Annotated in this window: 19 protein-coding genes; 12 read left to right on the forward strand and 7 right to left on the reverse strand. The window is 72.4% G+C overall.

What is annotated here, in order from left to right; genetic code table 11:
* Position 1 precedes the first annotated feature (1 nt).
* From QTQ03_RS24870 to QTQ03_RS24880, 3 genes are all read left to right on the forward strand, one after another.
* A complete protein-coding gene (locus tag QTQ03_RS24870; protein WP_289280158.1) occupies positions 2-1,132 on the forward strand; it encodes a serine hydrolase domain-containing protein in 1,131 nt (376 codons plus the stop codon).
* The gene (locus QTQ03_RS24875) at positions 1,129-1,944 is read left to right on the forward strand and encodes a hypothetical protein (protein ID WP_289280159.1); all 816 of its coding nucleotides are present in this window, start codon (positions 1,129-1,131) and stop codon (positions 1,942-1,944) included. The genes QTQ03_RS24870 and QTQ03_RS24875 overlap by 4 nt, the downstream gene beginning before the upstream one ends.
* Before the next feature lie 280 nt (positions 1,945-2,224).
* Complete coding sequence (locus tag QTQ03_RS24880) at positions 2,225-2,875, forward strand: DUF6642 family protein (protein ID WP_289280160.1); 651 nt, start codon at positions 2,225-2,227, stop codon at positions 2,873-2,875.
* Positions 2,876-2,943: 68 nt separating this feature from the next.
* Here QTQ03_RS24880 and QTQ03_RS24885 read toward each other — a convergent pair whose 3' ends face one another.
* Positions 2,944-3,585 (reverse strand): NAD(P)-dependent oxidoreductase, encoded by a 642-nt coding sequence (locus QTQ03_RS24885; protein ID WP_289280161.1) that lies wholly within the window; start codon positions 3,583-3,585, stop codon positions 2,944-2,946.
* A gap of 291 nt (positions 3,586-3,876) precedes the next feature.
* On the opposite strand from QTQ03_RS24885, the gene QTQ03_RS24890 reads away from it, so the two are divergent.
* The 4 genes from QTQ03_RS24890 to QTQ03_RS24905 all read left to right on the forward strand — a co-directional run bounded on the left by QTQ03_RS24890 (position 3,877) and on the right by QTQ03_RS24905 (position 6,717).
* The gene (locus QTQ03_RS24890) at positions 3,877-4,470 is read left to right on the forward strand and encodes a pentapeptide repeat-containing protein (RefSeq protein ID WP_289280162.1); all 594 of its coding nucleotides are present in this window, start codon (positions 3,877-3,879) and stop codon (positions 4,468-4,470) included.
* Between the two features lie 204 nt (positions 4,471-4,674).
* Positions 4,675-5,598: a hypothetical protein gene (locus tag QTQ03_RS24895; protein ID WP_289280163.1), complete on the forward strand. Its 924-nt coding sequence runs from the start codon at positions 4,675-4,677 to the stop codon at positions 5,596-5,598.
* Positions 5,599-5,695: 97 nt separating this feature from the next.
* Positions 5,696-6,133, forward strand: coding sequence for a nitroreductase family deazaflavin-dependent oxidoreductase (locus tag QTQ03_RS24900; RefSeq protein ID WP_289280164.1), 438 nt, complete (start codon positions 5,696-5,698; stop codon positions 6,131-6,133).
* A 302-nt stretch (positions 6,134-6,435) separates the two neighbouring features.
* Entirely contained in the window at positions 6,436-6,717 is a 282-nt protein-coding gene (locus QTQ03_RS24905) for an adhesin (RefSeq protein ID WP_289280165.1), read from the forward strand.
* A gap of 7 nt (positions 6,718-6,724) precedes the next feature.
* Here QTQ03_RS24905 and QTQ03_RS24910 read toward each other — a convergent pair whose 3' ends face one another.
* On the reverse strand, positions 6,725-7,822 hold the full coding sequence (locus QTQ03_RS24910) for a beta family protein (RefSeq protein ID WP_289280166.1): 1,098 nt from the start codon (positions 7,820-7,822) through the stop codon (positions 6,725-6,727).
* A gap of 234 nt (positions 7,823-8,056) precedes the next feature.
* Between QTQ03_RS24910 and QTQ03_RS24915 the strand changes: the two genes are divergently transcribed.
* The 3 genes from QTQ03_RS24915 (at position 8,057) to QTQ03_RS24925 (ending at position 10,987) form a co-directional block, all read left to right on the forward strand.
* The gene (locus QTQ03_RS24915) at positions 8,057-8,464 is read left to right on the forward strand and encodes a hypothetical protein (RefSeq protein WP_289280167.1); all 408 of its coding nucleotides are present in this window, start codon (positions 8,057-8,059) and stop codon (positions 8,462-8,464) included.
* Between the two features lie 258 nt (positions 8,465-8,722).
* The gene (locus QTQ03_RS24920) at positions 8,723-9,127 is read left to right on the forward strand and encodes a cupin domain-containing protein (RefSeq protein ID WP_289280168.1); all 405 of its coding nucleotides are present in this window, start codon (positions 8,723-8,725) and stop codon (positions 9,125-9,127) included.
* Between the two features lie 63 nt (positions 9,128-9,190).
* Positions 9,191-10,987, forward strand: a complete 1,797-nt coding sequence (locus QTQ03_RS24925) for a glycoside hydrolase family 15 protein (RefSeq protein ID WP_289280169.1) — start codon at positions 9,191-9,193, stop codon at positions 10,985-10,987.
* 60 nt (positions 10,988-11,047) lie between these two features.
* Here the strand turns inward: QTQ03_RS24925 and QTQ03_RS24930 are convergent, their stop codons facing one another.
* Together QTQ03_RS24930 and QTQ03_RS24935 are read right to left on the reverse strand one after the other, a co-directional pair.
* Positions 11,048-12,241, reverse strand: coding sequence for a threonine synthase (locus QTQ03_RS24930; protein ID WP_289280170.1), 1,194 nt, complete (start codon positions 12,239-12,241; stop codon positions 11,048-11,050).
* 27 nt (positions 12,242-12,268) lie between these two features.
* A complete protein-coding gene (locus QTQ03_RS24935) occupies positions 12,269-13,312 on the reverse strand; it encodes a DNA polymerase ligase N-terminal domain-containing protein (RefSeq protein ID WP_289280171.1) in 1,044 nt (347 codons plus the stop codon).
* A gap of 330 nt (positions 13,313-13,642) precedes the next feature.
* Between QTQ03_RS24935 and QTQ03_RS24940 the strand changes: the two genes are divergently transcribed.
* Entirely contained in the window at positions 13,643-14,749 is a 1,107-nt protein-coding gene (locus tag QTQ03_RS24940) for an FAD-dependent monooxygenase (protein WP_289280172.1), read from the forward strand.
* 171 nt (positions 14,750-14,920) lie between these two features.
* Complete coding sequence (ctaD, locus tag QTQ03_RS24945) at positions 14,921-16,681, forward strand: aa3-type cytochrome oxidase subunit I (protein WP_289280173.1); 1,761 nt, start codon at positions 14,921-14,923, stop codon at positions 16,679-16,681.
* A 324-nt stretch (positions 16,682-17,005) separates the two neighbouring features.
* Here the strand turns inward: ctaD and QTQ03_RS24950 are convergent, their stop codons facing one another.
* From QTQ03_RS24950 to QTQ03_RS24960, 3 genes are all read right to left on the reverse strand, one after another.
* Complete coding sequence (locus tag QTQ03_RS24950; protein ID WP_289280978.1) at positions 17,006-18,220, reverse strand: MFS transporter; 1,215 nt, start codon at positions 18,218-18,220, stop codon at positions 17,006-17,008.
* 222 nt (positions 18,221-18,442) lie between these two features.
* Positions 18,443-19,024, reverse strand: a complete 582-nt coding sequence (locus tag QTQ03_RS24955; protein WP_289280174.1) for an isochorismatase family protein — start codon at positions 19,022-19,024, stop codon at positions 18,443-18,445.
* Positions 19,025-19,035: 11 nt separating this feature from the next.
* Positions 19,036-20,322 (reverse strand): nicotinate phosphoribosyltransferase, encoded by a 1,287-nt coding sequence (locus QTQ03_RS24960; RefSeq protein WP_289280175.1) that lies wholly within the window; start codon positions 20,320-20,322, stop codon positions 19,036-19,038.
* Positions 20,323-20,325 lie beyond the last annotated feature (3 nt).

Genomic DNA, 20,325 nt, shown 5'->3' on the forward strand with positions numbered 1-20,325 from the left:
CTTGCGCAAGCCGATGATCATCGCCCTGGGCGTCGGGACTGTCGCGGCGGTCGCCGCCGCGGGACTGCTGCCCCGCGCACCGCGGCTGACCGCGCAGCAGACCGGCGATGCCGATCTCGCCGCCGCCGCCCGACGCGCGGTGGGCGACCCCGAGGGGCATCGCGGCCTCGCCGTCGCCCTGGTGGAGAGCGGGCGTGTCCGCACCGCCGGCCTGGGCGACCGCGACCCGGCGGGCGCGCCCGTCGAGGCGGGTACGCCGTTCGAGATCGGCTCCGTCACCAAGGCGCTCACCGGCATGCTGCTCGCCGAGCGGGCCGCCGCCGGGGCCGTCAACCCCGACGATCCGCTCGCCAGCGCGCTGCCCCGTGTCGCCGGCCCCACCCGCGAGGTGACCCTCGCCGAGTTGGCCAGCCATCGCTCCGGGCTGCCCCGGCTGGCGCTGTCGGTGCCCGAGATCGCGCGGATCTCGTGGGCCAACCTCATCGCCGGCAACCCGTACGCCCGCTGGGACGCCGAGCGGCTGGTGGCCGCGGCGAACGAGGAGGCGCCCGGCGAGGGACGCGGGCAGGTGTCGTACTCCAACGTGGGCATGGCGTTGCTCGGGCAGGCGTTGGCCGCGCAAGCCGGCACCGACTACCCGCACCTGCTGGACCAGCAGGTGCTCCGGCCACTCGGCATGACGCACACGATGATCGCCGGGGAAGGCCTGCCGCCGGACCGGGCGGTCGGCTCCAAAGCCGGCGGTCGGCTCGCCGACCCCTGGGTGAGCGGCGGGTACGCGCCCGCCGGCGTCGGCGTCTGGTCGACCGCGGACAACCTGGCCCGCCTGATCGCGGCGATGCTCGCCGGCACCGCGCCCGGCGCCGACGCCGCCACGCCCCGCTTCACCAAGGACGAACGTGATCGCGTCGGGTACGGCTGGTTCACCACCCGCCACGGCGACCGGGAGGTCGTGTGGCACAACGGCGGCACCGGCGGGTTCCGGGCTTACGTGGGGTTCGAACGGGCCACCGGGCGGGGCGTGGTGGTGCTCGGCAACACCGACCGTGCCGTCGACGGCATCGGGCTGCGGCTGCTCGGCGTATCCGAGGTGGAACCGATGGCGACGGCCAGGCGTTTCCGGTTTGGGTGAGGATCGGGATCGCCCTCGTGTTCCCCGTGCTCGGCGGGCTCGGTCCGCTGCGGACGCTACGCCGCCCCCCCCGGGGGGACCGGCTGACCCTGGTGCCGGCCGCCGTGTGGACGCTGCTCTACCCCGCGCTCGCCCACCGGCTGGGGGACTGGTCCACCGTCCCCGGCTGGCTCTGGCCGCTCGGCATGGTTCGAGCAAGCCGGATTGAACTTTCCGGCGGCGGTCGCCGTACCTACGACCGAGGATGTGGTGCGGCGCGTCTGCCGCTCCGCTACCGGAGCTGCGGGAGGCCTACGGTGCGAGTTGGTGAGCAGTCGACGGATCCCATCGATCAGGTACTGGGCGAGGTACCGGTCCCGGTGCCGCTGACCCCCGAGGATGTCCGGCTCGCGGTCCGGGCGGTCGTCGTGCACACGGCGGAGGAGTGGCCCTCGGGGCCGCTGTGCCGCAACGACGGTGCGACCTACCCGTGCCGGTTGCACCGCTGGGGTCGACGGGTGCTGTTGACCCACGGCCTCAACGAGCGGCAGATCGACGCGTTGGTGCGGCACGGCAACCCGTTCGTGCACGTGCCGTTCCCGTTCACCGTGAACGGACCCGCGCCGGCGCGACACGCGGCTCCGGTGGCGGCGCGCTCCGCCGGCACCGCGCCGCCCCGAACGGCAGCCGCCGCGCCGGCGCGTCCCGGGTACCCGGTTCGTGGCCAGGCGGCTGCCCGGGTGGTCGGGCCGGGCGCGCGGCCCGGGGTGCGGCCGGCCGGTCCGGGCCGTTCCACCCCGGCCACGGCGCCCCGTTGGCCCAGGGCGAGCTGAGCGGAGGTACGCCCGCGACGCTCGGCGCACGACGTCGGCCCGGCCAGGGGTCTCCCCAGCCCGGGCCGGGCCGGCGTCGCTGTCCTGTGCCATGGTCGGGAATCCCTGCGACTGGCCATGGTCGGGTAGCCCCTGCGACCGCGCGAATCGCCCGAACGGGTTGGCAAGCACAGGAATGCGGCAACGGTTGTGCAACCTCATGTCCCGCCACGCCACGGCCGATATGTCCGGGGGGCACGGAGCCCGGTAACGTCAGCGCCGCCGGCGAGGGAGGTGGGGCGTGGCGCGGGGCGGTGTCTTCTGCGTCGAGGGTCAGTGGCACCGCGACCTCAACGAGCGCGGATCCGTCCTCCCCACCCTGGAACTGCTGGAACGGCTCGGGAAGATCAGGTTCATCCACAAGGACGCGGCGACCCGGGACGAACTGTTCTACTTCGTCGACCGCTGGCTGCTCAGGCAGTACGCCGACTACCGCGTGGGGTTCTTCGCCATGCACGGGGAACCGAGCCGGCTCTGCCTGACCGACTGGGAGTCGGTGGCACTCGCCGACGTGGCCGAGCTGATGGCCGGCCGCTGCGAGGGCCGGCGGCTCTATTTCGGCAGCTGTTCCGTGCTGCGCGCCTCCGATGCCGTCCTCCGCGACTTCCTGAACACCACCGGAGCGGCTCTGATCTGCGGTTTCACCCGGGAGGTCGACTGGGTTGAGTCGGCCGCGTTCGAAACCGTTCTCCTTGACGTGCTCGCCAACGGGCAGCGGCACAACGCCGCGGAACTACGGATGGGCTCGGCGCACTGGGCGCCGCTCGCGGCGTACCTCGGCTTCCGGGTGATCTACGCCAGTGGCCGCGCGTGGCGACCTCCCGCCCGGCCCCGCGTCCCCGCCCAGTCCGCCCCGCCGCGTGGTCGCTCGACGGTGCCGCCCGAGCACTGATCCGGGTGACCGTCGGCTCGTGGTGTCCGATCGTCACCGGCGACGTCCCCGACCGCCGCTCCGACTGATCAGTACGCGACCGCGAACCGGGCGTTCTCGTGGTGCGGGTTCTCGATCTCGTCCACCACCGCCACCGCCAGGTCCTCGTAGCTGAGGACCGAGCGGCCCTCGTGGTCGATGACCGGCCGGTCGCCGCCGGTCCGGTAGCGCCCAGTGCGCTCGCCGGGATGGAACTCCAGCGGCGGCGGTGACACATACGTCCAGGTCACCCCGTCGGCCGCGGAGCGGTAGTAGTCCAGCGCGTCGGCCTGTCCCAATGCCGAGTCGCGGTACTCGTCGGGAAAGTCCGGCTCATCCAGATAGCGGGTGCCCTTCGGGGTCAACAAGGTCGACCCGCCGCCGATGTGGATGACTCTCGGGGCGTCCGGCGTCCCGCGCAGCGCCCCGACCACGGTCCGCGCCGCGTCGAGCCAGAGTTCGCGCTCGCCGCCGCCGATGGCCACCACCAGCGCGTCCGCTTCCGCCGCCAGCGCCCGGACACTGCGCTCGCTGGTGGCGTCCCCGGTGACGACCTGAACCCCCGCCGGGAAGTACGACGTGGCCTCCGGCCGGCGTACCGCGGCGGTGACCCGGTGCCCTCGGTCGAAGGCCTCGGTGGTGATCCGGGAGCCTGCGGTCCCGCCCGCCCCGAACACGACGACGCTACTCATACGCTGACCGCCTCCCACCGTCCCTGGCCTACCGGACGCCGCCCAGCCCAGGCTATTGAGTGGTCACGTCGGGCGTCGGCGGAACGGCGATCTCGCCGGCGGCCCGGGGTTGTCACCGGCGGCCGGGGCGCACCGGTGCGGGTGCTCGTCGATCCGCGTCAGGCGTGCCGGGGTCGACGCCGGGTTGGTCCGGATCGATGGCGCGGGCGCCGCTCGTGCCGGCGAACCTACCCGCCGGTATGCCGGCACCGGAAGTCCCGGATCGTCGGTCCCCCGGCCTACCCTGGACGGATGCCGGAGCTGACCGAGGGGACCACGTTCCGCGACGAGGACTGGTACGGCGAGGAGATCATCGACCGGCGCTTCGTCGACTGTGAGTTCCACCGGGTCGACCTGACCGAGGCGCTTACCCGGGGCGCGGTCTTCACCGGGTGCACGTTCGGCAATGTCAGCTTCAACGCCTCCCGGCACGTCGACTCGGCGTTCACCCGGTGCGTGTTCCGTCGCTGCAACCTCTTCGAGGCCGAGTTCACCGGCTGCAAGCTGGTCGGCAGCACCTTCACCGAATGCGATCTGCGGCCGCTGGTCGTCGACGGCGGGGACTGGTCGTTCGTCGCGCTACCCGGTGCCGACCTGCGCGGGGTGCGGGTCACCGCCCTCCGCATGCGGGAGGCCGACCTGACCGGGGCCGACCTGACCGGCGCCACCGTGACCGGAGTGGACCTTTCCGGGGCGTCCCTGCACGGCGTCCGTCTGGTCCGCGCCGACCTACGCGGCAGCGACCTCACCGCGCTCGACCCGACGCGGGTCGAGCGGACGGGGGCGATTCTCGACGTCGAACAGGCGATGGTGATCGCCCAGACGCTCGGGTTTGAGCTCGGCTGACTGGGCCGCCCGCGGTGATGGTCGTTCCGGCCCGCCGCCGACTTTCTGCGGAGCCTGCGAGAACACCACCATCGCGTAACACGACGAACACATAGGACGGATGTGGGGTGGCGGAAAGTCCGATCTGATGCAAACGTGTACGACGCCCGTCGGCGTAACGTTTCGCCTGACGTGAGCGCTGGGTCCGTGGAGAGTGGAGGGTCGGTGTCGGAGGAAGACCACACGCGGACAACGGCCCAGGGGCCCCGCCATGGCCGGTACTCCGACGCCCGCCACCGGCCGACCGCGTTGCGGCAGACCCGCACCGCCCTGCGTCGGCTTGCCCGCGACCGAAAGCGCCGACGCTGGGCGGTCGAGGGGATCACCGTGCTCGCCTGCCTGGTCGCCCTCGTCTCGTACCTGAGCTCAGGCTCCGGACCGGCGCCGGGGGAGCCGGTCGACGACGGCGTTCCGGCGGGGGTGAGGCGACCGAGCATCATCCCCGGGGCTCAGGACCCGCGGGACAGTCAGGCCTCACCTGGGCTGCGTCCCCGACAACGCCCGGCGAGCCCGTCGCCCACGCCGACCACCCCGCCGCCCGCCCCGCCGCCGCTCACCCTGACCCTCGGCGAGGTGCCGGCGGGAGTGGATCTGACCGTCGTGGGTGCTCGGGACTGGATGCACTTCGGACTGCGTGGTGGCGACTCGACGGTGCGCAAGCGTCTCGGCTCCGGTGAGATCCGCGATGAGGGCGGCAGGGGCCGCCGCGGGGCCTGGGACGGCAATCAGGAGATCTTCCGATGGCGCGACGGTGTGCCGGTCACGTCGGCCGACGGGACGTCGCACGGGGTCTACATCTGCGGCGCCGACAAGGGCTTCGCTCTCGCTGTGGCGGGCAATGGCCAACTGCGGACCGTCCACGTCTACGCCGGCATCTGGATGGCCCGGGGTCGCTTCGAGGCCCGACTCTCCAGCGGCGGCCCGACCCACATCCTGCGGCTGGAGGACCCGCACACCAGCCGGTCCGCCGATTTCACGGTCCGTTTCCACGCGCCGGACGGGGTTCGGCTCGTGATGACCTGGACCGCGGAGCGCACCTTCACCGACGATTGCGCCGGCGTCAACCTCCAGGCGGTGGCGCTGCAGTGAGCCGGGCCGCTTCTGGCCGGGGCCCGCTTCCCGGCAGGCCGAGGCCGACCGGGGTAGCGTGGTGCTGGAGCATCGACCACTGAGGATGGGAGAACCGATGGCGGGTGGCGATCAGGTGCTGGACAGTCCCACGGGCTGGGTGGCCGACCACGTCCGGCGGTACGTCGCGACCGACGGAGCTGAGGGGCACGAGTGGCGGCGCGGCGTCTTCACCCTGCTGCTGACCACGCGGGGGCGGCGCAGTGGCACCTTGCGTCGTACCGCCCTCATCTACGGCCGGGAGGGCGACGCGTTCCTGGTGGTGGCCTCGCAGGGCGGCGCCCCGAGGCACCCCGCCTGGTATCTCAACCTGCTCGAGGATCCGCTGGTGGAGGTGCAGGTCGGTCCGGATCGCCTCACCGCTCGGGCACGCACCGCCACGGCGGAGGAGAAACCTCGGATGTGGTCCACGATGGCGGCGATCTGGCCGGCCTACGACGACTACCAGGCGAGGACCGATCGGGAGATCCCGCTGGTGGTGCTGGAACGGGCCTGACCCCGACTCGGCCCGTGCGGCCGTGCGACGCCGTCTCGGCCCGATGGGCCGGGACCGGGCGGGGCCCGGAAGACCGATCAGCAGCGCCTAGCGCAGGCGCCACTGGCGGATGAGCTGATTGGCCGGATTTCATCCGATCGGGTACGGGCCGACGGCCTGGTTGACGGCGGGCCGGACAGGGGGCACCGTTGGCGGTGAGGGGCCCGGTCGTGGGCCCGAGCTGTGACGGCGACGTTCCCTGTCGCCCCGACCCGCCCGTCGGTGGCCGGTCGCGAATCCCAGGACCCACGAGGAGTTCCGCCATGCTCACCATGACCGACAACGCCGTGCTGGTAATCCGAGACCTCGCCACCCAGCAGGACGTCGCGGAGGACGGTGGTGTGCGGATCGCCGCCGGCCCGGAGGCGGGCTCACTCACCGTCGAACTGGTCGCGCAGCCGATCGACGGCGATCAGGTGGTCGACAACCAGGGTGCCCGGATCTTCCTCGACTCGGACGCGGCTGAACTGCTCGGGGACGCTTCCGTGGACGCCACCGTCGACGACGAGGGCATCGTGCAGTTCGGCTTCACCGAGAAGCCGTGACCGTGGCTCAGCCCGCTCGCCGGGCCGCCCCACCCTGGTTCGGCTGCGCGGGCCGTCCGGTGACCGGCCGACCGGGCCGCCATGGCCCCGGCCAGGCCTCCCGCGCCGGCCGGCGCAGCCTCGCCAGCACGTGAGCGAGGTGGTGCGAGGTGCACCAGGCCGCCCAGGCGTTGGCTGAACCAGCCCCAGCCACCTGCCGGGCCCGCCGGAGGATCTCGTGGTCGCCCCACGAGCAGGCGGCGCCGGCCGCCGGCCAGTGCGGGGCGGCTACCAGCGTGCGGCACAGGTCGGCGAATCGGTCGTCAACCCGGCCGCCCCGGCGGGACCAGCGGTAGATCCACCACGCCCCGTCGGTGGTGTACCGCACGGTGAGTAACCGGTCGCCCGTCAGGTCGGCGTTCCGTCCCGCCGGGTTGATGCCGTAGTCGGCATACCCGAGGCCGGGATCCGCCACGTCGCGCCACAGCGACCAGTCCCAGCGGTCGAGGCGGACCGGCTCGTCGGTGGGCAGGCGGGACAGGCTCGGCGGCATCCCGCCGGCTGCCACGCTGACCGAGCGCCAGGCGTGCCGGCGGGCCCAGTCCAGCAGTCGGCGGACCCGTGGCGTGGCGATCCGCACGTCGGCCCGACAGCACACGTCCGCGGCGTCGATCAGCAGGTCGCACTGCTCGGGGTCCAGGCGGGCCCACCGCCAGACCCGCTCCGCCGCTGTGGTGGCCGCGTCGGGACCGGCCCGGTCCGTGCCGATGCGTAGCCGGACCAGCGCGCGCCCGGCGTGGGCCCGGGCCGCGGCACCGTGGGCGACGAGTCGCCGCTCGCTGTCGCCGAGCCCGATCACCGGCACCAGCGGTACGCCCCACCGTGCCAGCTCCGTCTCGGGCGCGTCGGGCAAGGCGGAGACGTCGACCGCCGGGAGTAGCCCCGCTGGCAGCCGACCAAGGACGTCGACGGTGTACGCGCCCGGGAGGGACACCTCGATGACCGGGGTGAGCAGCGGCGTCAGGGCCGGGTCGAGGTGCCTGAGTGCCGCCAGCTCACCACGACGGTTGGCGAGAATGGGGCGGTAGACCGGCTCCGCCTCCCAGCCCTCGTGGACGGGCGCCATACTTCAGACTAGCCACGACATTCGCGTCGATCCCGCACTCCTTGCCACTCGGCCCGCTCCACTGCAGGTCAAAAGGGGTAGCGGTGCGTCAACTGTCCATGATCGGACACTTCTCCGGGTGGTTGCCACCGCGATCCGCGACCTAGTTTCGATGACAAAGGGTGCTGATCGCCGCTGATCCCCCTCAGCTGTTACAACTGCCTCATCGCGCCACCGACGCGGGGAAGGACCGTCATGTCGAGGACCAGACACCGGCGGCGGTCGGCGGCGCAACCCGCGCCGGGGGAGGACGACGCCGTCCGCGCGGATGCGCAGGTCACCACCTGCGCTACCACCGGTCTCCCCGTCACCGCTCGGGTCCTCTTCGCCGTCGTGAACTCCAGCGGGCTGCTGGTCCGGGGGCTCGGTGCCGCCGCGGCCAACCGGCTGGCCCCCGGGATGTACCAGGTGGTGTTCGATCAGGACGTGACCGCCGCCGGCTACGTCGGCACGGTCGGCCTCCCGGGCAGCGTCGGCGTGGCGCCGTCCGGGAAGATCGCCGTCGCCGGCCGGACCGGCATTCCGAACGCGGTTTTCGTCTCCACCTACGCCGTCGACGGCACCGCCGCCGACCGTCCCTTCCACCTGGCGGTGCTGGCCTGATCCGACCTGGCGGTGCTGGCCTGATCCGACCTGGAACGAGCGCACGGCGCCGCCCGACTCCTGGTCGAAGCGCCGCCGCGCTCTGGCCGTCTCCCACCACCGCAGCCGTACGGCGGTACGTCAGCAGGGACCTGGCTCGACCGGACCCGATGCGCCCCGGCCGGAGTCTCGATCCCCGCCCATCGAGCAGCCAAACCTCAGAATGGTGGGCAATTCAACCATTTTCGGCTCCTGGCGTGGTGCACGGCCGCAGCGGGTATGGACCGCGGCATGGAGCATTTCACGATCGCGACCGTCGCCGAGCAGAGTCCGGACTTCCGTCGGGTGCTGTGGACCGGGAAGCACACCCAGCTGGTCATCATGACGATCCCGCCCGGAGGTGAGATCGGTGCGGAGGTCCACGAGGACAACGACCAGATCCTCACCTTCGTCAGCGGCACCGGCGAGGCGCGGGTGGCCGGTGAGAAACGCGAGATCGCCCAGGGTGACCTGGTGGTGGTGCCCGCTGGCACGAAGCACAACTTCGTCAACACCGGGCCGAACCCGCTGGTGCTCTACACGGTCTACGGCCCGCCGGACCATGCCGACCAGGTGGTGCACCGCACCAAGGAGGAGGCCGACGCGGCCGAGGCCGCCGGCAAGGACGAGCCACCCACCTCCTGAGCCGGGGGCGTGGAGCACCCGATCCTGCGGTCTGGCCCTGGCCGATTCGGGTACCCGCAGCAGGTGCACCAGCCGGCGATCTCCGACTACGGGTTTCTCTCCGACTGCCGCTCCGGGGCGCTGGTCGGCCGGGACGGCTCGGTCGACTGGTGGTGCCCGGACCGATTCGACGCTCCCGCGGTGTTCGGACGGCTGCTCGACCCCGGGGCCGGCCACTGGCGGCTCGCACCGACCGGCGCGGGCGCCCCCGGACACCGCGCGCAGCGCGCGTACCTACCGGACACCCTGGTGCTGCGGACCGTGCACCACACCCCGGAGGGCAGCGTCGCGGTCACCGACGCGCTCGCCGCCGAGCTGGGTGCCCGGGGCCACCAACTGGGGTTGAACTCGCCGGCTGTGCTGCTGCGCACCGTGACGGGCCTGTCCGGGCGGGTGCGGATGACGTCGGATTTCGCGCCGCGTCCCGACTACGGTCTGCTCCGGCCGTACCTGCACGGCCAGCCGGACGGCGCGGTACTGGCGGTGGCCGGGGCAACGATGCTGGAACTCCGGTCGGACGGCCCACAGCTGCACGCCGGTACGGACCGGGTCCACACCGAGTTCGAGGTCGCCTCCGGTGACGTCGTCGGGTTCGCCGCCGCCCACGGCCGGTCGTACGGCGAGCAGCCGGCCCGGCTCGACCCGACCACGATGATCGTGGAGACCGCGCAGGCGTGGGAGGCGTACCGCGAGACCCATCGGTACGACGGCCCGTACACCGACCTGGTCCGGCACAGCGCGACCGTGCTCACCGGACTCACCTACGCCCGCAGCGGCGCAGTCGCCGCCGCCCTCACCACGTCGTTGCCGGAGCAGATCGGAGGCGACCGCAACTACGACTACCGGTACGCCTGGCTGCGCGACTTCTCACTGACCCTGCGCGCGCTCTGGGTGGCCGCCTGCCCGGCGGAGGCGTCCCGCTTCTTCGCCTGGGCGGCCCGCTCGATCGGTCAGGTCGGCCCGGAGCCGGTGCCGGTGCTCTTCGGCCTCGAGGGCGAGCGGGACATCTCCGAGCACGTCGCGACGCACCTGCGCGGGTACGCCGACAGCCGGCCGGTGCGCATCGGCAACGAAGCCTGGCGACAGCGACAACTCGACGTGCCCGGCGAGGTGCTGGCGGCGGTGTGGCGGCTGCACGACTACCTCGGCGAGACCTTCGACGAGGAACTGCGTGAGATGGTGGTGGGCCTGACCGAGCAGGTCGCCAACACCTGGCACCTGCCGGACCGGGGCATGTGGGAGACCCGGGACGCCGACCGGCACTACCTGTCATCGAAGGTGCTCTGCTGGGTGGCGATGGACAAGGCGGTCACGCTGGCACCTCGGCTCGGCGGGCGCGGCGACCCCCGCCGCTGGGCGGCGATCCGGGACGACATCCGGGCCACCGTGCTGCGGGAGGGGTGGAACGAGCAGGTCGGGGCGTACACCGGTGCTTTCGGATCCGACCAACTGGACGCCTCCGTGCTACTGCTCCCGGTGTTGGGCTTCCTCCCCGCCACCGACCCTCGGATGCGCGCCACGATCGCGGTGATCCAGCGTGAGCTGAGCACCGACGACGTGCTGGTCCGGCGCTGGGACTCCGATCCGGCCGGCTTTCTGCTCTGCTCGTTCTGGCTGGTGGAGTGCCTGGTGCTGGCGGGGGAACGCGGGCGGGCCGAGGCGCTGTTCGAGCGGGCGGTCGGACACGCCAACGACGTCGGCCTGCTCAGCGAGCAGATCGACCTGAGTACCGGCGCGTCGCTCGGCAACACTCCGCAGGCCTTCTCGCACATCGGCCTGATCAACGCCGCCTGGCGTCTCGCCGACCCGACCACGGACTAGGGCGCCTGTCCGCCGCGTGCGGGTTGGTGGAGGGCTCCTTGTCGACCACACGCGCCGCGGTCATGCCGGCAGCACCGACAGCGTCCCGACGTCCACGGTCTCCGGGTACTTCAGTCCGGCGCCGGTGTTCAGTACCACCACCCGTTCGCCGCCCCGGATCCAGCCGCCCGCCCGCAGTTGACGTGCGGCGGTCAGGCAGGCCGCGCCCTCCGGGCAGAGCAGCAGCCCCTCCCGCGCCGCGAAGTCGCGCAGGTCGGTGACGAGTTCCGCGTCCGGCACGGCGACCGCCGTGCCGGAGCTCTCCCGAAGCGCGGCCAGGATCAGCTCGTCGCCCAGCGGGGCCGGGACGGTGACGCCGAACGCCACAGTGTGCGCGTCGGCCCACGGTTCGGCCCGCTCCGCCCCGGCGGCGAAGGCCCGGACGATCGGCGCGCACCCGGTGGACTGCACCGCTACCAGGCGGGGCAGCCGGTCGGAGATCCAGCCCAGCTCGCGCAGCTCGTGCAGCGCCTTGTGGATGCCGAGCAGGCCGACTCCGCCACCGGTCGGGTAGACGATGACGTCGGGCACCTGCCAGCCGAGCTGCTCGACGATCTCGTACCCCATGGTCTTCTTGCCTTCGATGCGGTACGGCTCGCGCAGCGTACCGGCGTCGAAGACCGTGCCGTCGGCTTCGGCGACCAGCCGCGCCACGTGCCGCCCGGCGTCGTCGATCAGCCTGTCGACCAGCCGCAGGTCAGCCCCGGCCGCGACGCACTCGAGGCGGCAGGTGGCGGGCGCGTCCACCGGCATGACAATGGTTGCGCCCAGGCCAGCCCGGGCGGCGTAGGTGGCCCAGGCAGCGCCCGCGTTGCCGTTGGTCGGCATGGCGATCCGTGCGATGCCCAGCTCGCGGGCCCGGCTCACCCCGACGGCGGCCCCGCGTGCCTTGAACGACCCGGTCGGCGTCAGCCCCTCGTCCTTCACCAGCAGGTCCGGGACGCCGATCTGCGCGCCGTACGTCGGGGCGCGCCACAGCGGCGTCCAGCCCTCGCTCAGCGTAACGACCTGCCCTGGGTCCGCCACCGGCAGCAGCTCCCGGTATCGCCAGAGGTCGGCCGGCCGGAGCCCGAACCGTTCCGGGGTGATCACCTCGGCCACCGTCGCCAGGTCGTAGCGGGCCAGCAGCGGCGACCCGCACCCGCACAGGTTCTGCGGCTTGCCGGCGTCGTGCTCCCGGCCGCAGCGCGGGCACTCCAGGTGGGTCAGGTACACGGTGTCCCTCGCATCGTCGGCGGTCGGTCAGCTCGGGTCGATGCTCAACCAGTGCGGGCTGCGCCGGCCCGGTTCGTACGCGGAGTCGAGGCGTTTGGCCAGCACACCCGGCAATCCCTGGTCACGTGCGGTTCGCAGGGCCTCGGCGCCGGTGCCGGGGAACCAGGGCGGCGTCTGCCAGTGCGGGCCGGTCAGCGCCAGCCCGTCCAGTAGCTCCCGGCGCTGCCCGTAGGGCAGCTCGACGCTGGTCACGCCCTCCAGCCACAGCAGGTCGACCAGGAGGAACTGGGCGTCGGTGGTGGCCCGGCCGCCCCGGGCGGCCCGCACCCGACCAGCCCGGTCGATGCGGACCAGGATGCCGTCGAGGACGGCCTCCGTCGGGGCCAGCGCCTCGGCCAGCGCACGCAGCCACGGATACCTCCCGGTGATCTCCTCGTCGGTCGACGACAGCAACCGCAGCCGCCCGCCCGAGACGTACGCGACCGCGCGGACGCCGTCCCAGCGCAGCTCGTATCCCCACGCCTCCGGGTCGCCGGGCAGCTTCCGGGCCCGGGTCGGGTGCATCGGGCGGACCAACTCCGGCATGCTCTCCCAGCCGTCCGGCGGCGGGTCGGTGCGCCGGAGCATCCAGTCCCGCCCGTCCCGTCCGCCGGCTGCGAAGAGCACGTAGCGGCCCCGGGTTCGTTCTCCGTCGAGGGTCACGATCACCTCGTCGTCGCGCCACTTTTCGCAGCGGTAGGTGCCCCGGTCGTGAATGGTCATCCGACCACCGCCGTACTCGCCGGTCGGGATCTCGCCGGAGAAGTCGAGGTACTCCATCGGGTGGTCCTCGGTGTGGACGGCGAGGTGGTTGCGGCCGGTGTCGCGGGGCAGTCCCCGCGGCACCGCCCAGGAGGCGAGGACGCCGTCGTGCTCCAGCCGCAGGTCCCAGTGCAGGCTGTGGGCATGGTGTCGCTGGATGACGAAGCGGGCGCCGGCCGGGCGGCCGCGCTCCGGCGTCCCGGCCGGCACCGGTTCCGGGGTACGCGCGGCGTTCCGTTTGCGCCGGTACTCCGCCAGCCGGTCAGCCACACCCGCATTCTCCGATACCGGGACGGATTCCGCCCAGGGCTCGGCCCGGTTGGGGCGTCGGGGCCGATCGGCCGGTGCGCCGGGAGGCGATCACCGTTGTAGATATTTACATGTGTCTGAAATCCGCACGCAACAAGTTGACGGTAATGCGCGGAAAGGTGAGGTTTGTCACGTGGGTGACGGGTGGCCCGCAGGTGGGCCGCCCGGCGGACCGGCCCGCGCGGAAAGGGAGCGCCCTGGGCGAGCGAACTGACTCTGGTGTGCGCCGATCGCGCCGAGTAGTGTCTTGCCTCCAACGCGTGCCGAACCCCTCCGGAGGCGTACACCACCATGGGTGGCTCCCCCCTGCGCATCCTCGTCGTCGGTGCGGGCATCGCCGGCCTCGCCGTGGCCCGGGCGCTGCGAATGGCGGGTTTCCGGCCCGACGTGACCGAGAAACTCCCCCCGGGGGAGCTTCCAGACAACGGCCTCTACCTGCCCGGCAATGCTGCCCGAGCGCTGCGCCAGCTCGATCTCGACGGGCCGGTCCGCCCCCTCGGCCAGGTAGTTCACCGGCAGTACTTCCTGGACGCCACCGGCGCCCCGCTCTGCGAGGTCGACCTCGACGTGCTGTGGGCCGGTGTCGGGGAGTGCCGGGCGCTGCTCCGGGCCGAACTGCACCGGGTCCTGCTCACCGGCGCCGGCGGTGCCGTCCGGCACGGTGCCGAGGTCCGCGCCATCGACCTGCTGCCGCAGGGTGTCGGGGTCACCTTCGTCGACGGCTCCGCCACCGAGTACGACCTGGTGATCGGCGCCGACGGGCCGCACTCCTCGATCCGCACGCTCGCCGCGCTCGGCGGCTCGTCCCACCCCACCGGGCAGGTCGTCTACCGCGCCGTGGTGCGGGAGGGGCCGCCGGTGGCCGAGTGGACCGCGCTGCTCGGCCAGCGAGCCGGATTCCTGGTGGTCCCCATCGGGGCCGGGCGGCTGCACTGCTACGCCGACGAGACCGGCACGACGCCGCCGGCCGACCCGGTGGCCCGGCTGCGGGAGCTCTTCACTGACTACGGTGGTCCCGTGCCGGAGGTGCTGGAGTGCCTGGACCGCGTGCACGTCGGCGTGACCGAAGAGGTGGAACTGGGCCGCTGGTACCGGGGCCGGGTGCTGCTGGTCGGGGACGCCGCACACGCCACCGCGCCGACCCTCTCGCAGGGTGCGGCGATGGCCCTGGAGGACGCCGTGGTGCTCGCCGAGTCGCTCACCACGGCCGGCAGCGTCGAGGCGGCGCTGACGGCCTACGAAAGCCGCCGTCGCCCGCGTACCCGATGGGTGCGGGACCGGACCCGGGACCGCAACCGGACCCGCGACGTACCGCCGGCGCTGCGTGACCCGGTGCTGCGCGGGCGCGGCGGGCGTATCTTCGGCGCGCACTACCGGCTGTTGCTGGGGCCGTTGTGACGGCGCCGGGTTCGGTGTCCGGGCCAGACGCGCGCCGTCCGGGCGGGGTGGTGCAGGTTACCGGTCCACCCCACGCGGCACGGCCACCTACCGGGGACTATCCTCCTTGCGGATGACGGCCCGCAGACAACACGCGTGCCGAGCGGGACAACCCAGAACCGGAGGCCACTCGTGACCACCGTCGCACCCAAGCCGGTCGTGACCCGGCCCTGGCCGGTCCGAGCGCCGGTCAAGGGGTCGGCCATCGCGCGGCTGCTGCGGACCACGGACGCGAAGCAAATCGGGATCATGTACATGGTCACCGCGTTCGCGTTCTTCATGATCGGCGGCCTGATGGCTCTGATCATGCGGGCCGAGCTGGCCCGGCCCGGGCTGCAGTTCCTCTCGCCCGAGCAGTTCAACCAGCTCTTCACCATGCATGGCACGATCATGCTGCTGTTCTTCGCGACGCCGATCGTGTTCGCCTTCGCCAACTACATCGTGCCGATCCAGATCGGCGCACCGGACGTCTCCTTCCCGCGGCTGAACAGCTTCGCCTACTGGCTCTTCCTGTTCGGCGGATCGATGGCGACGCTGGGCTTCCTGACGCCCGGTGGCGCCGCCGACTTCGGCTGGTTCGCCTACACGCCGCTGAGCAGCGTCGAGCACTCGCCGGGCGCCGGCGCCAACATGTGGATCGTGGGCCTGGCCATCTCCGGTCTGGGCACCATCCTCGGCGCGGTCAACATGATCACCACGATCCTGACCCTGCGCGCCCCCGGCATGACGATGTTCCGGATGCCGATCTTCACGTGGAACATCCTGGTCACCAGCCTCCTGGCGATCCTGATCTTCCCACTGCTGGCCGCCGCGCTCTTCGCGCTCGCCGCCGACCGCATCCTGGGAGCCCACGTCTACGACCCGGCGACCGGCGGGCCGATGCTCTGGCAGCACCTGTTCTGGTTCTTCGGGCATCCCGAGGTGTACATCATCGCGCTGCCCTTCTTCGGCATCATCAGCGAGGTCATCCCGGTCTTCTCCCGCAAGCCGATCTTCGGCTACAAGGGCCTGGTCGCCGCGACCATCGCCATCGCCGCCCTGTCGATGAGTGTCTGGGCGCACCACATGTTCGCCACCGGCCAGGTGCTGCTGCCGTTCTTCAGTTTCCTGAGCTTCCTGATCGCGGTCCCCACCGGCATGAAGTTCTTCAACTGGATCGGCACCATGTGGCGGGGGCAGATCAGCTTCGAGTCGCCGATGCTGTTCTCGGTCGGCTTCCTGGTGACCTTCCTCTTCGGCGGTCTCACCGGCGTGCTGCTGGCCAGCCCGCCGCTGGACTTCCACGTGTCCGACTCCTACTTCGTGGTGGCCCACTTCCACTACGTGCTCTTCGGCACGATCGTGTTCGCGGTCTTCGCGGGCATCTACTTCTGGTTCCCGAAGATGTTCGGCCGGATGCTCGACGAGCGCCTCGCCAAGGTGCACTTCTGGCTGACCATGGTCGGCTTCCACACCACGTTCCTGGTGCAGCACTGGCTGGGCAACGAGGGCATGCCGCGGCGGTACGCCGACTATCTGCCGACCGACGGCTTCACCACGCTGAACACGATCTCCACGATCGGCGCGTTCATCACCGGTATCTCGACGCTGCCGTTCATCTACAACTGCTGGAAGTCGTACAAGGCGGGACCGGTGGTGGAGGTCGAGGACCCGTGGGGGCACGGCAACTCGCTGGAGTGGGCGACCAGCTCACCGCCGCCGCTACGGAACTTCGACCGGATGCCGCGGATCCGCTCCGAACGGCCGGCGTTCGACCACAGGTTCCCGGAACTGGCCGCCGGTGGCCAGTCGCTCGCCGGTCCGCCCGAGGGTGGTGCCAAGCCGTTGACCAGCGAGTCCGACGGTGGTGCCAGCTACCGGGAGGACGTGGCGAGCGACCGCGACCGCCGCTGACGCTCTTCTCGTAAGACGGGCGCCGTTCCCCCACCGGGGACGGCGCCCGTCGCCGTTTCCGGTCCGGCCACCTGCCCCGGCGCGGGCAGGTGCGCTACGGTCTCCCGCGGCGTCCGCGTCCGCCGACCCGGCCAGCCCCCGTCATTCGGACCCGGCCGGTCTCCTGCGCCCGTTCGGACCCGGACCGGTCTCCTGATCCACGGCGGGATCGTTCTCCGCGCGATGTGCCACGCATTCCGGGAAGCGCGCGGCGGCGGGCGCGCCGGCGGTGTGGTTGGGACACGGGCGGGAACCGGGTGCCCCAGGTCCCCGCGGTCGAAATCGTCAGGCGGCGGTGAGCTCGCGCTCGGGCTGCGGGGTGGGCTCCGAAAGCGCGGCGGGGGCCCGGCGGCGTAGCTCAGCCGGGAGCACGACCAGGGCGACCAGTGCACCGATCGCGCCGGTGATCGCGAAGCCCCAGGCCGGCGCGGACACGTCGATCACCGCGCCAGCCAGCGGGGCGCCGACCGCGATGCCGACCGTGATGGCCGAGCCGTGCAGGCCCATCGCCTCGCCGCGCGCGTCGGCTGGGGCGAAGCGGCTGACCGCATCCGAGGTGGCGGCGAGAGTCGGCGCGCAGAGCAGACCGGCGGGGACCAGCGCCAGGCAGAGCAGCCACCAGTGGGCGCCGCCCAGGCCGACCGGTATGGTGGCCACGCTGAGTGCCGCCATCAGAGCGAGCGGGGACCAGGAGCGGGTCGCCGCCCCGTACGCGAAGCCGCCGATCAGCGAAGCCACTGCCCAGATCGCGAGTACCACGCCGGTGAAGCCGACCTCGCCGCTGGACCGCAACACCGCGATCACGGCCACGTCGGTGCCGCCCAGCACGAGGGTGGCGGCCGTGCTGACGGCGAGTACGGAAAGCATCCGGGGCGTGAGCCGTTCCCGCCTGGGCACCTTCCGGCGTGGCCCGGCGGGCTCGCTTGTCGCCCGGACCGGCGGGTTGAGCAGGAAGAGCCCGACACCCGCCGCGACGATGCCGGCGCCGACCAGGTAGAGGGTGGTGCGGGCGGTGACGGCGGTGACCGCGGCCGTGGCGAGGGCGGGGCCGACCATGAACGACAGCTCGACCGACATCGAGTCCAGCGCGTACGCGGTCCGCCGCCGGTCCGGCGGGACCAGGGCCGCGATGGACTGGCGGATCACCGAAAAGATCGGGACGGCCAGCGACCCGGCGAGGAAGGCGGCCGGCAGCAGCAGTGTGTACGACAGCATCGGTGCGGTGCTCCAGAAGGCCGCCTCGGCGATGCCGGTCAGCACGAGCACCGGACGCAGGCCGCGCCGGTCCACCAGCCGGCCGAGCAGCGGGCCACCGATCGCCGCCCCGATGGTGATCGCGGCACCGACCAGCCCGGCGGCCCCGTAACCCCGGCCGAGTTCCTGGACGACGAAGAACGTCAGCGTCACCCCGGTCGCGGTGAGCGGAACGCGGGCGAGGACCGCCACGAGCAGCAGCGACCGGAGACCGGGCAGGCTGAACGCCTCCCGGTAGGGCTTCATGTTCACGTCGGTCCGTACCTCCGCGGAACATCCTCGACCGCGGATACGATTGCCGCCAACGGTTTAGGGCCCGACTCACAGTTGCCGGGCCCGGCCCGCGCCGGCCCGGGCCAGGCCGAGGGTCCGGCTACGACGTCGCAGTCCGGACCCCTTCTCCGGCTTAGCCGGCCGACGCCTGGACCGCGGCCCGGCTTCGGCCCACACCTGTGGTCAGACAGTCGCTCACGCCGCCCCGACCGCAGGTTCGCCGCGGGTGGCGACCCCGGCACCCGCCAGAGCCTGCAGCGCCGCGTCGGTGGTGTCCGGGGCGACACCGGCGGTCAGGTCCAGCAGCACGGTGGTGTCGAATCCTTCGCGGGTGGCGTCCAGGGCGGTCGCGCGGACGCAGTGGTCCGTGGCGATTCCGACGATCTCCACCCGGTCGACCCCATGCCGTCGCAGCCAGTCGGCGAGGCACTCGCCGTTGTCGGTGTGCCCCTCGAAGCCGGAGTACGCGGCGGCGTGCTCGCCCTTGTGGAAGATCGCCTCGATTCGGCCGGTGGCCAGGTCGGGATGGAACTCCGAGCCCGGGGTGCCCACCACACAGTGCCGGGGCCACGAGTCGACGAAGTCCGGCGGGTCGCCGAAGTGCTCGCCCGGGTCGATGTGGTAATCCTTCGTGGCGACCACGTGGTCCCAACGGTTCGGCTCGGCGGCGAGCAGCCGGCTGACGCCGGCCGCGACGCCGGCCCCGCCGCCGACGGCCAGCGAGCCTCCCTCGCAGAAGTCGTTCTGCACGTCCACGATGATCAACACGTTGCCCATGTGACGTCCTTTCAGTCGGCCGGCACGACCGTGACCGGAATGGCCGGATCGCCGGCGGAGAGCTTCAACCCCTCCCAGGGGATCGAGATCAGACACTGCCGCAGGTGTTCCCGCGACTCGTCGAGCGTCGGCAGCGGGAGCAGCTCGCCGCCGGCCACGTACGACCGCTGGAGCAGCCGGTCGTGTGGCCGCCGGTCCGGCACACCCTGTGGCACGATCACCTCCTCGGTGGCGGTGCCGGTCGGCTTGTGCCGGCGAACCGCCACCTTGCGCCCGCCGATGGTGGCCTTGCGCTCCGAACGCTTGACCACCGGGCGGCCGCCGACATCGACGAGCTTGTAGACCAGACCGGCGGTGGGGGCGCCGGAACCGGTGACCACCGCGGTGCCGGCGCCGTACATGTCCACCGGCTCGGCGGCGAGCGCGGCGATGGCGTACTCGTCGAGGTCGCCGGAGACGATGATCTTCGTCTCGGTGGCGCCGAGCGAGTCGAGCAACTCGCGGGACTGCTGGGCCATCACCGCGAGGTCGCCGGAGTCGATCCGGACGGCGCGTAGGTCCGGCCCACCGACCGCGATCGCGGTACGGATGCCCTGGCCGATGTCGTACGTGTCGACCAGCAGTGTGGTGTCCGTGCCCAGCGCGTCCACCTGCGAGCTGAACGCCGCCCGCTCGTCGTCGTGCAGCAGGGTGAACGCGTGCGCGGCGGTGCCGGCGGTGGGGATCCCGTGGCGCTTCCCGGCCGCGAGATTGGAGGTGAACCGGAACCCGGCCAGGTAGGCCGCCCGGGCCGCCGCGACCGCCGCCTCCTCGTGCGCCCGCCGGGAACCCATCTCGATCAGGGCGCGCCCGCGGGCCGCGGTGACCATCCGCGCGGCCGCCGCGGCGACGGCGCTGTCGTGGTTGAGCACCGAGAGCACCAGGGTCTCCAGCACCACGCATTCGGCGAACGTGCCGGCGACCGTGAGGACCGGCGAGCCGGGGAAGTACAGCTCACCTTCGGCGTACCCGTCGATGTCGCCGGTGAAACGGTAGTTGGTGAGCCACTGCGCGGCGGCATCGTCCACCACCCCGGTACGCCGCAGGTAGTCGACCTCGTCGGCGTCGAAGCGGAAGTTGCGGATCAGCTCGACCAGGCGGCCGGTCCCGGCGACCACGCCGTACCGTCGGCCGGCGGGCAGCCGACGACTGAACACCTCGAATACGCATTGGCGGTCGGCGGTGCCGTCCCGGAGGGCGGCGCTGACCATGGTCAGCTCGTAGTGGTCGGTCAGCAGCGCGGGGCGAAGGGTGCTCACGGC

Source organism: Micromonospora sp. WMMA1363 (genome assembly GCF_030345795.1).
Taxonomy (GTDB): domain Bacteria; phylum Actinomycetota; class Actinomycetes; order Mycobacteriales; family Micromonosporaceae; genus Micromonospora.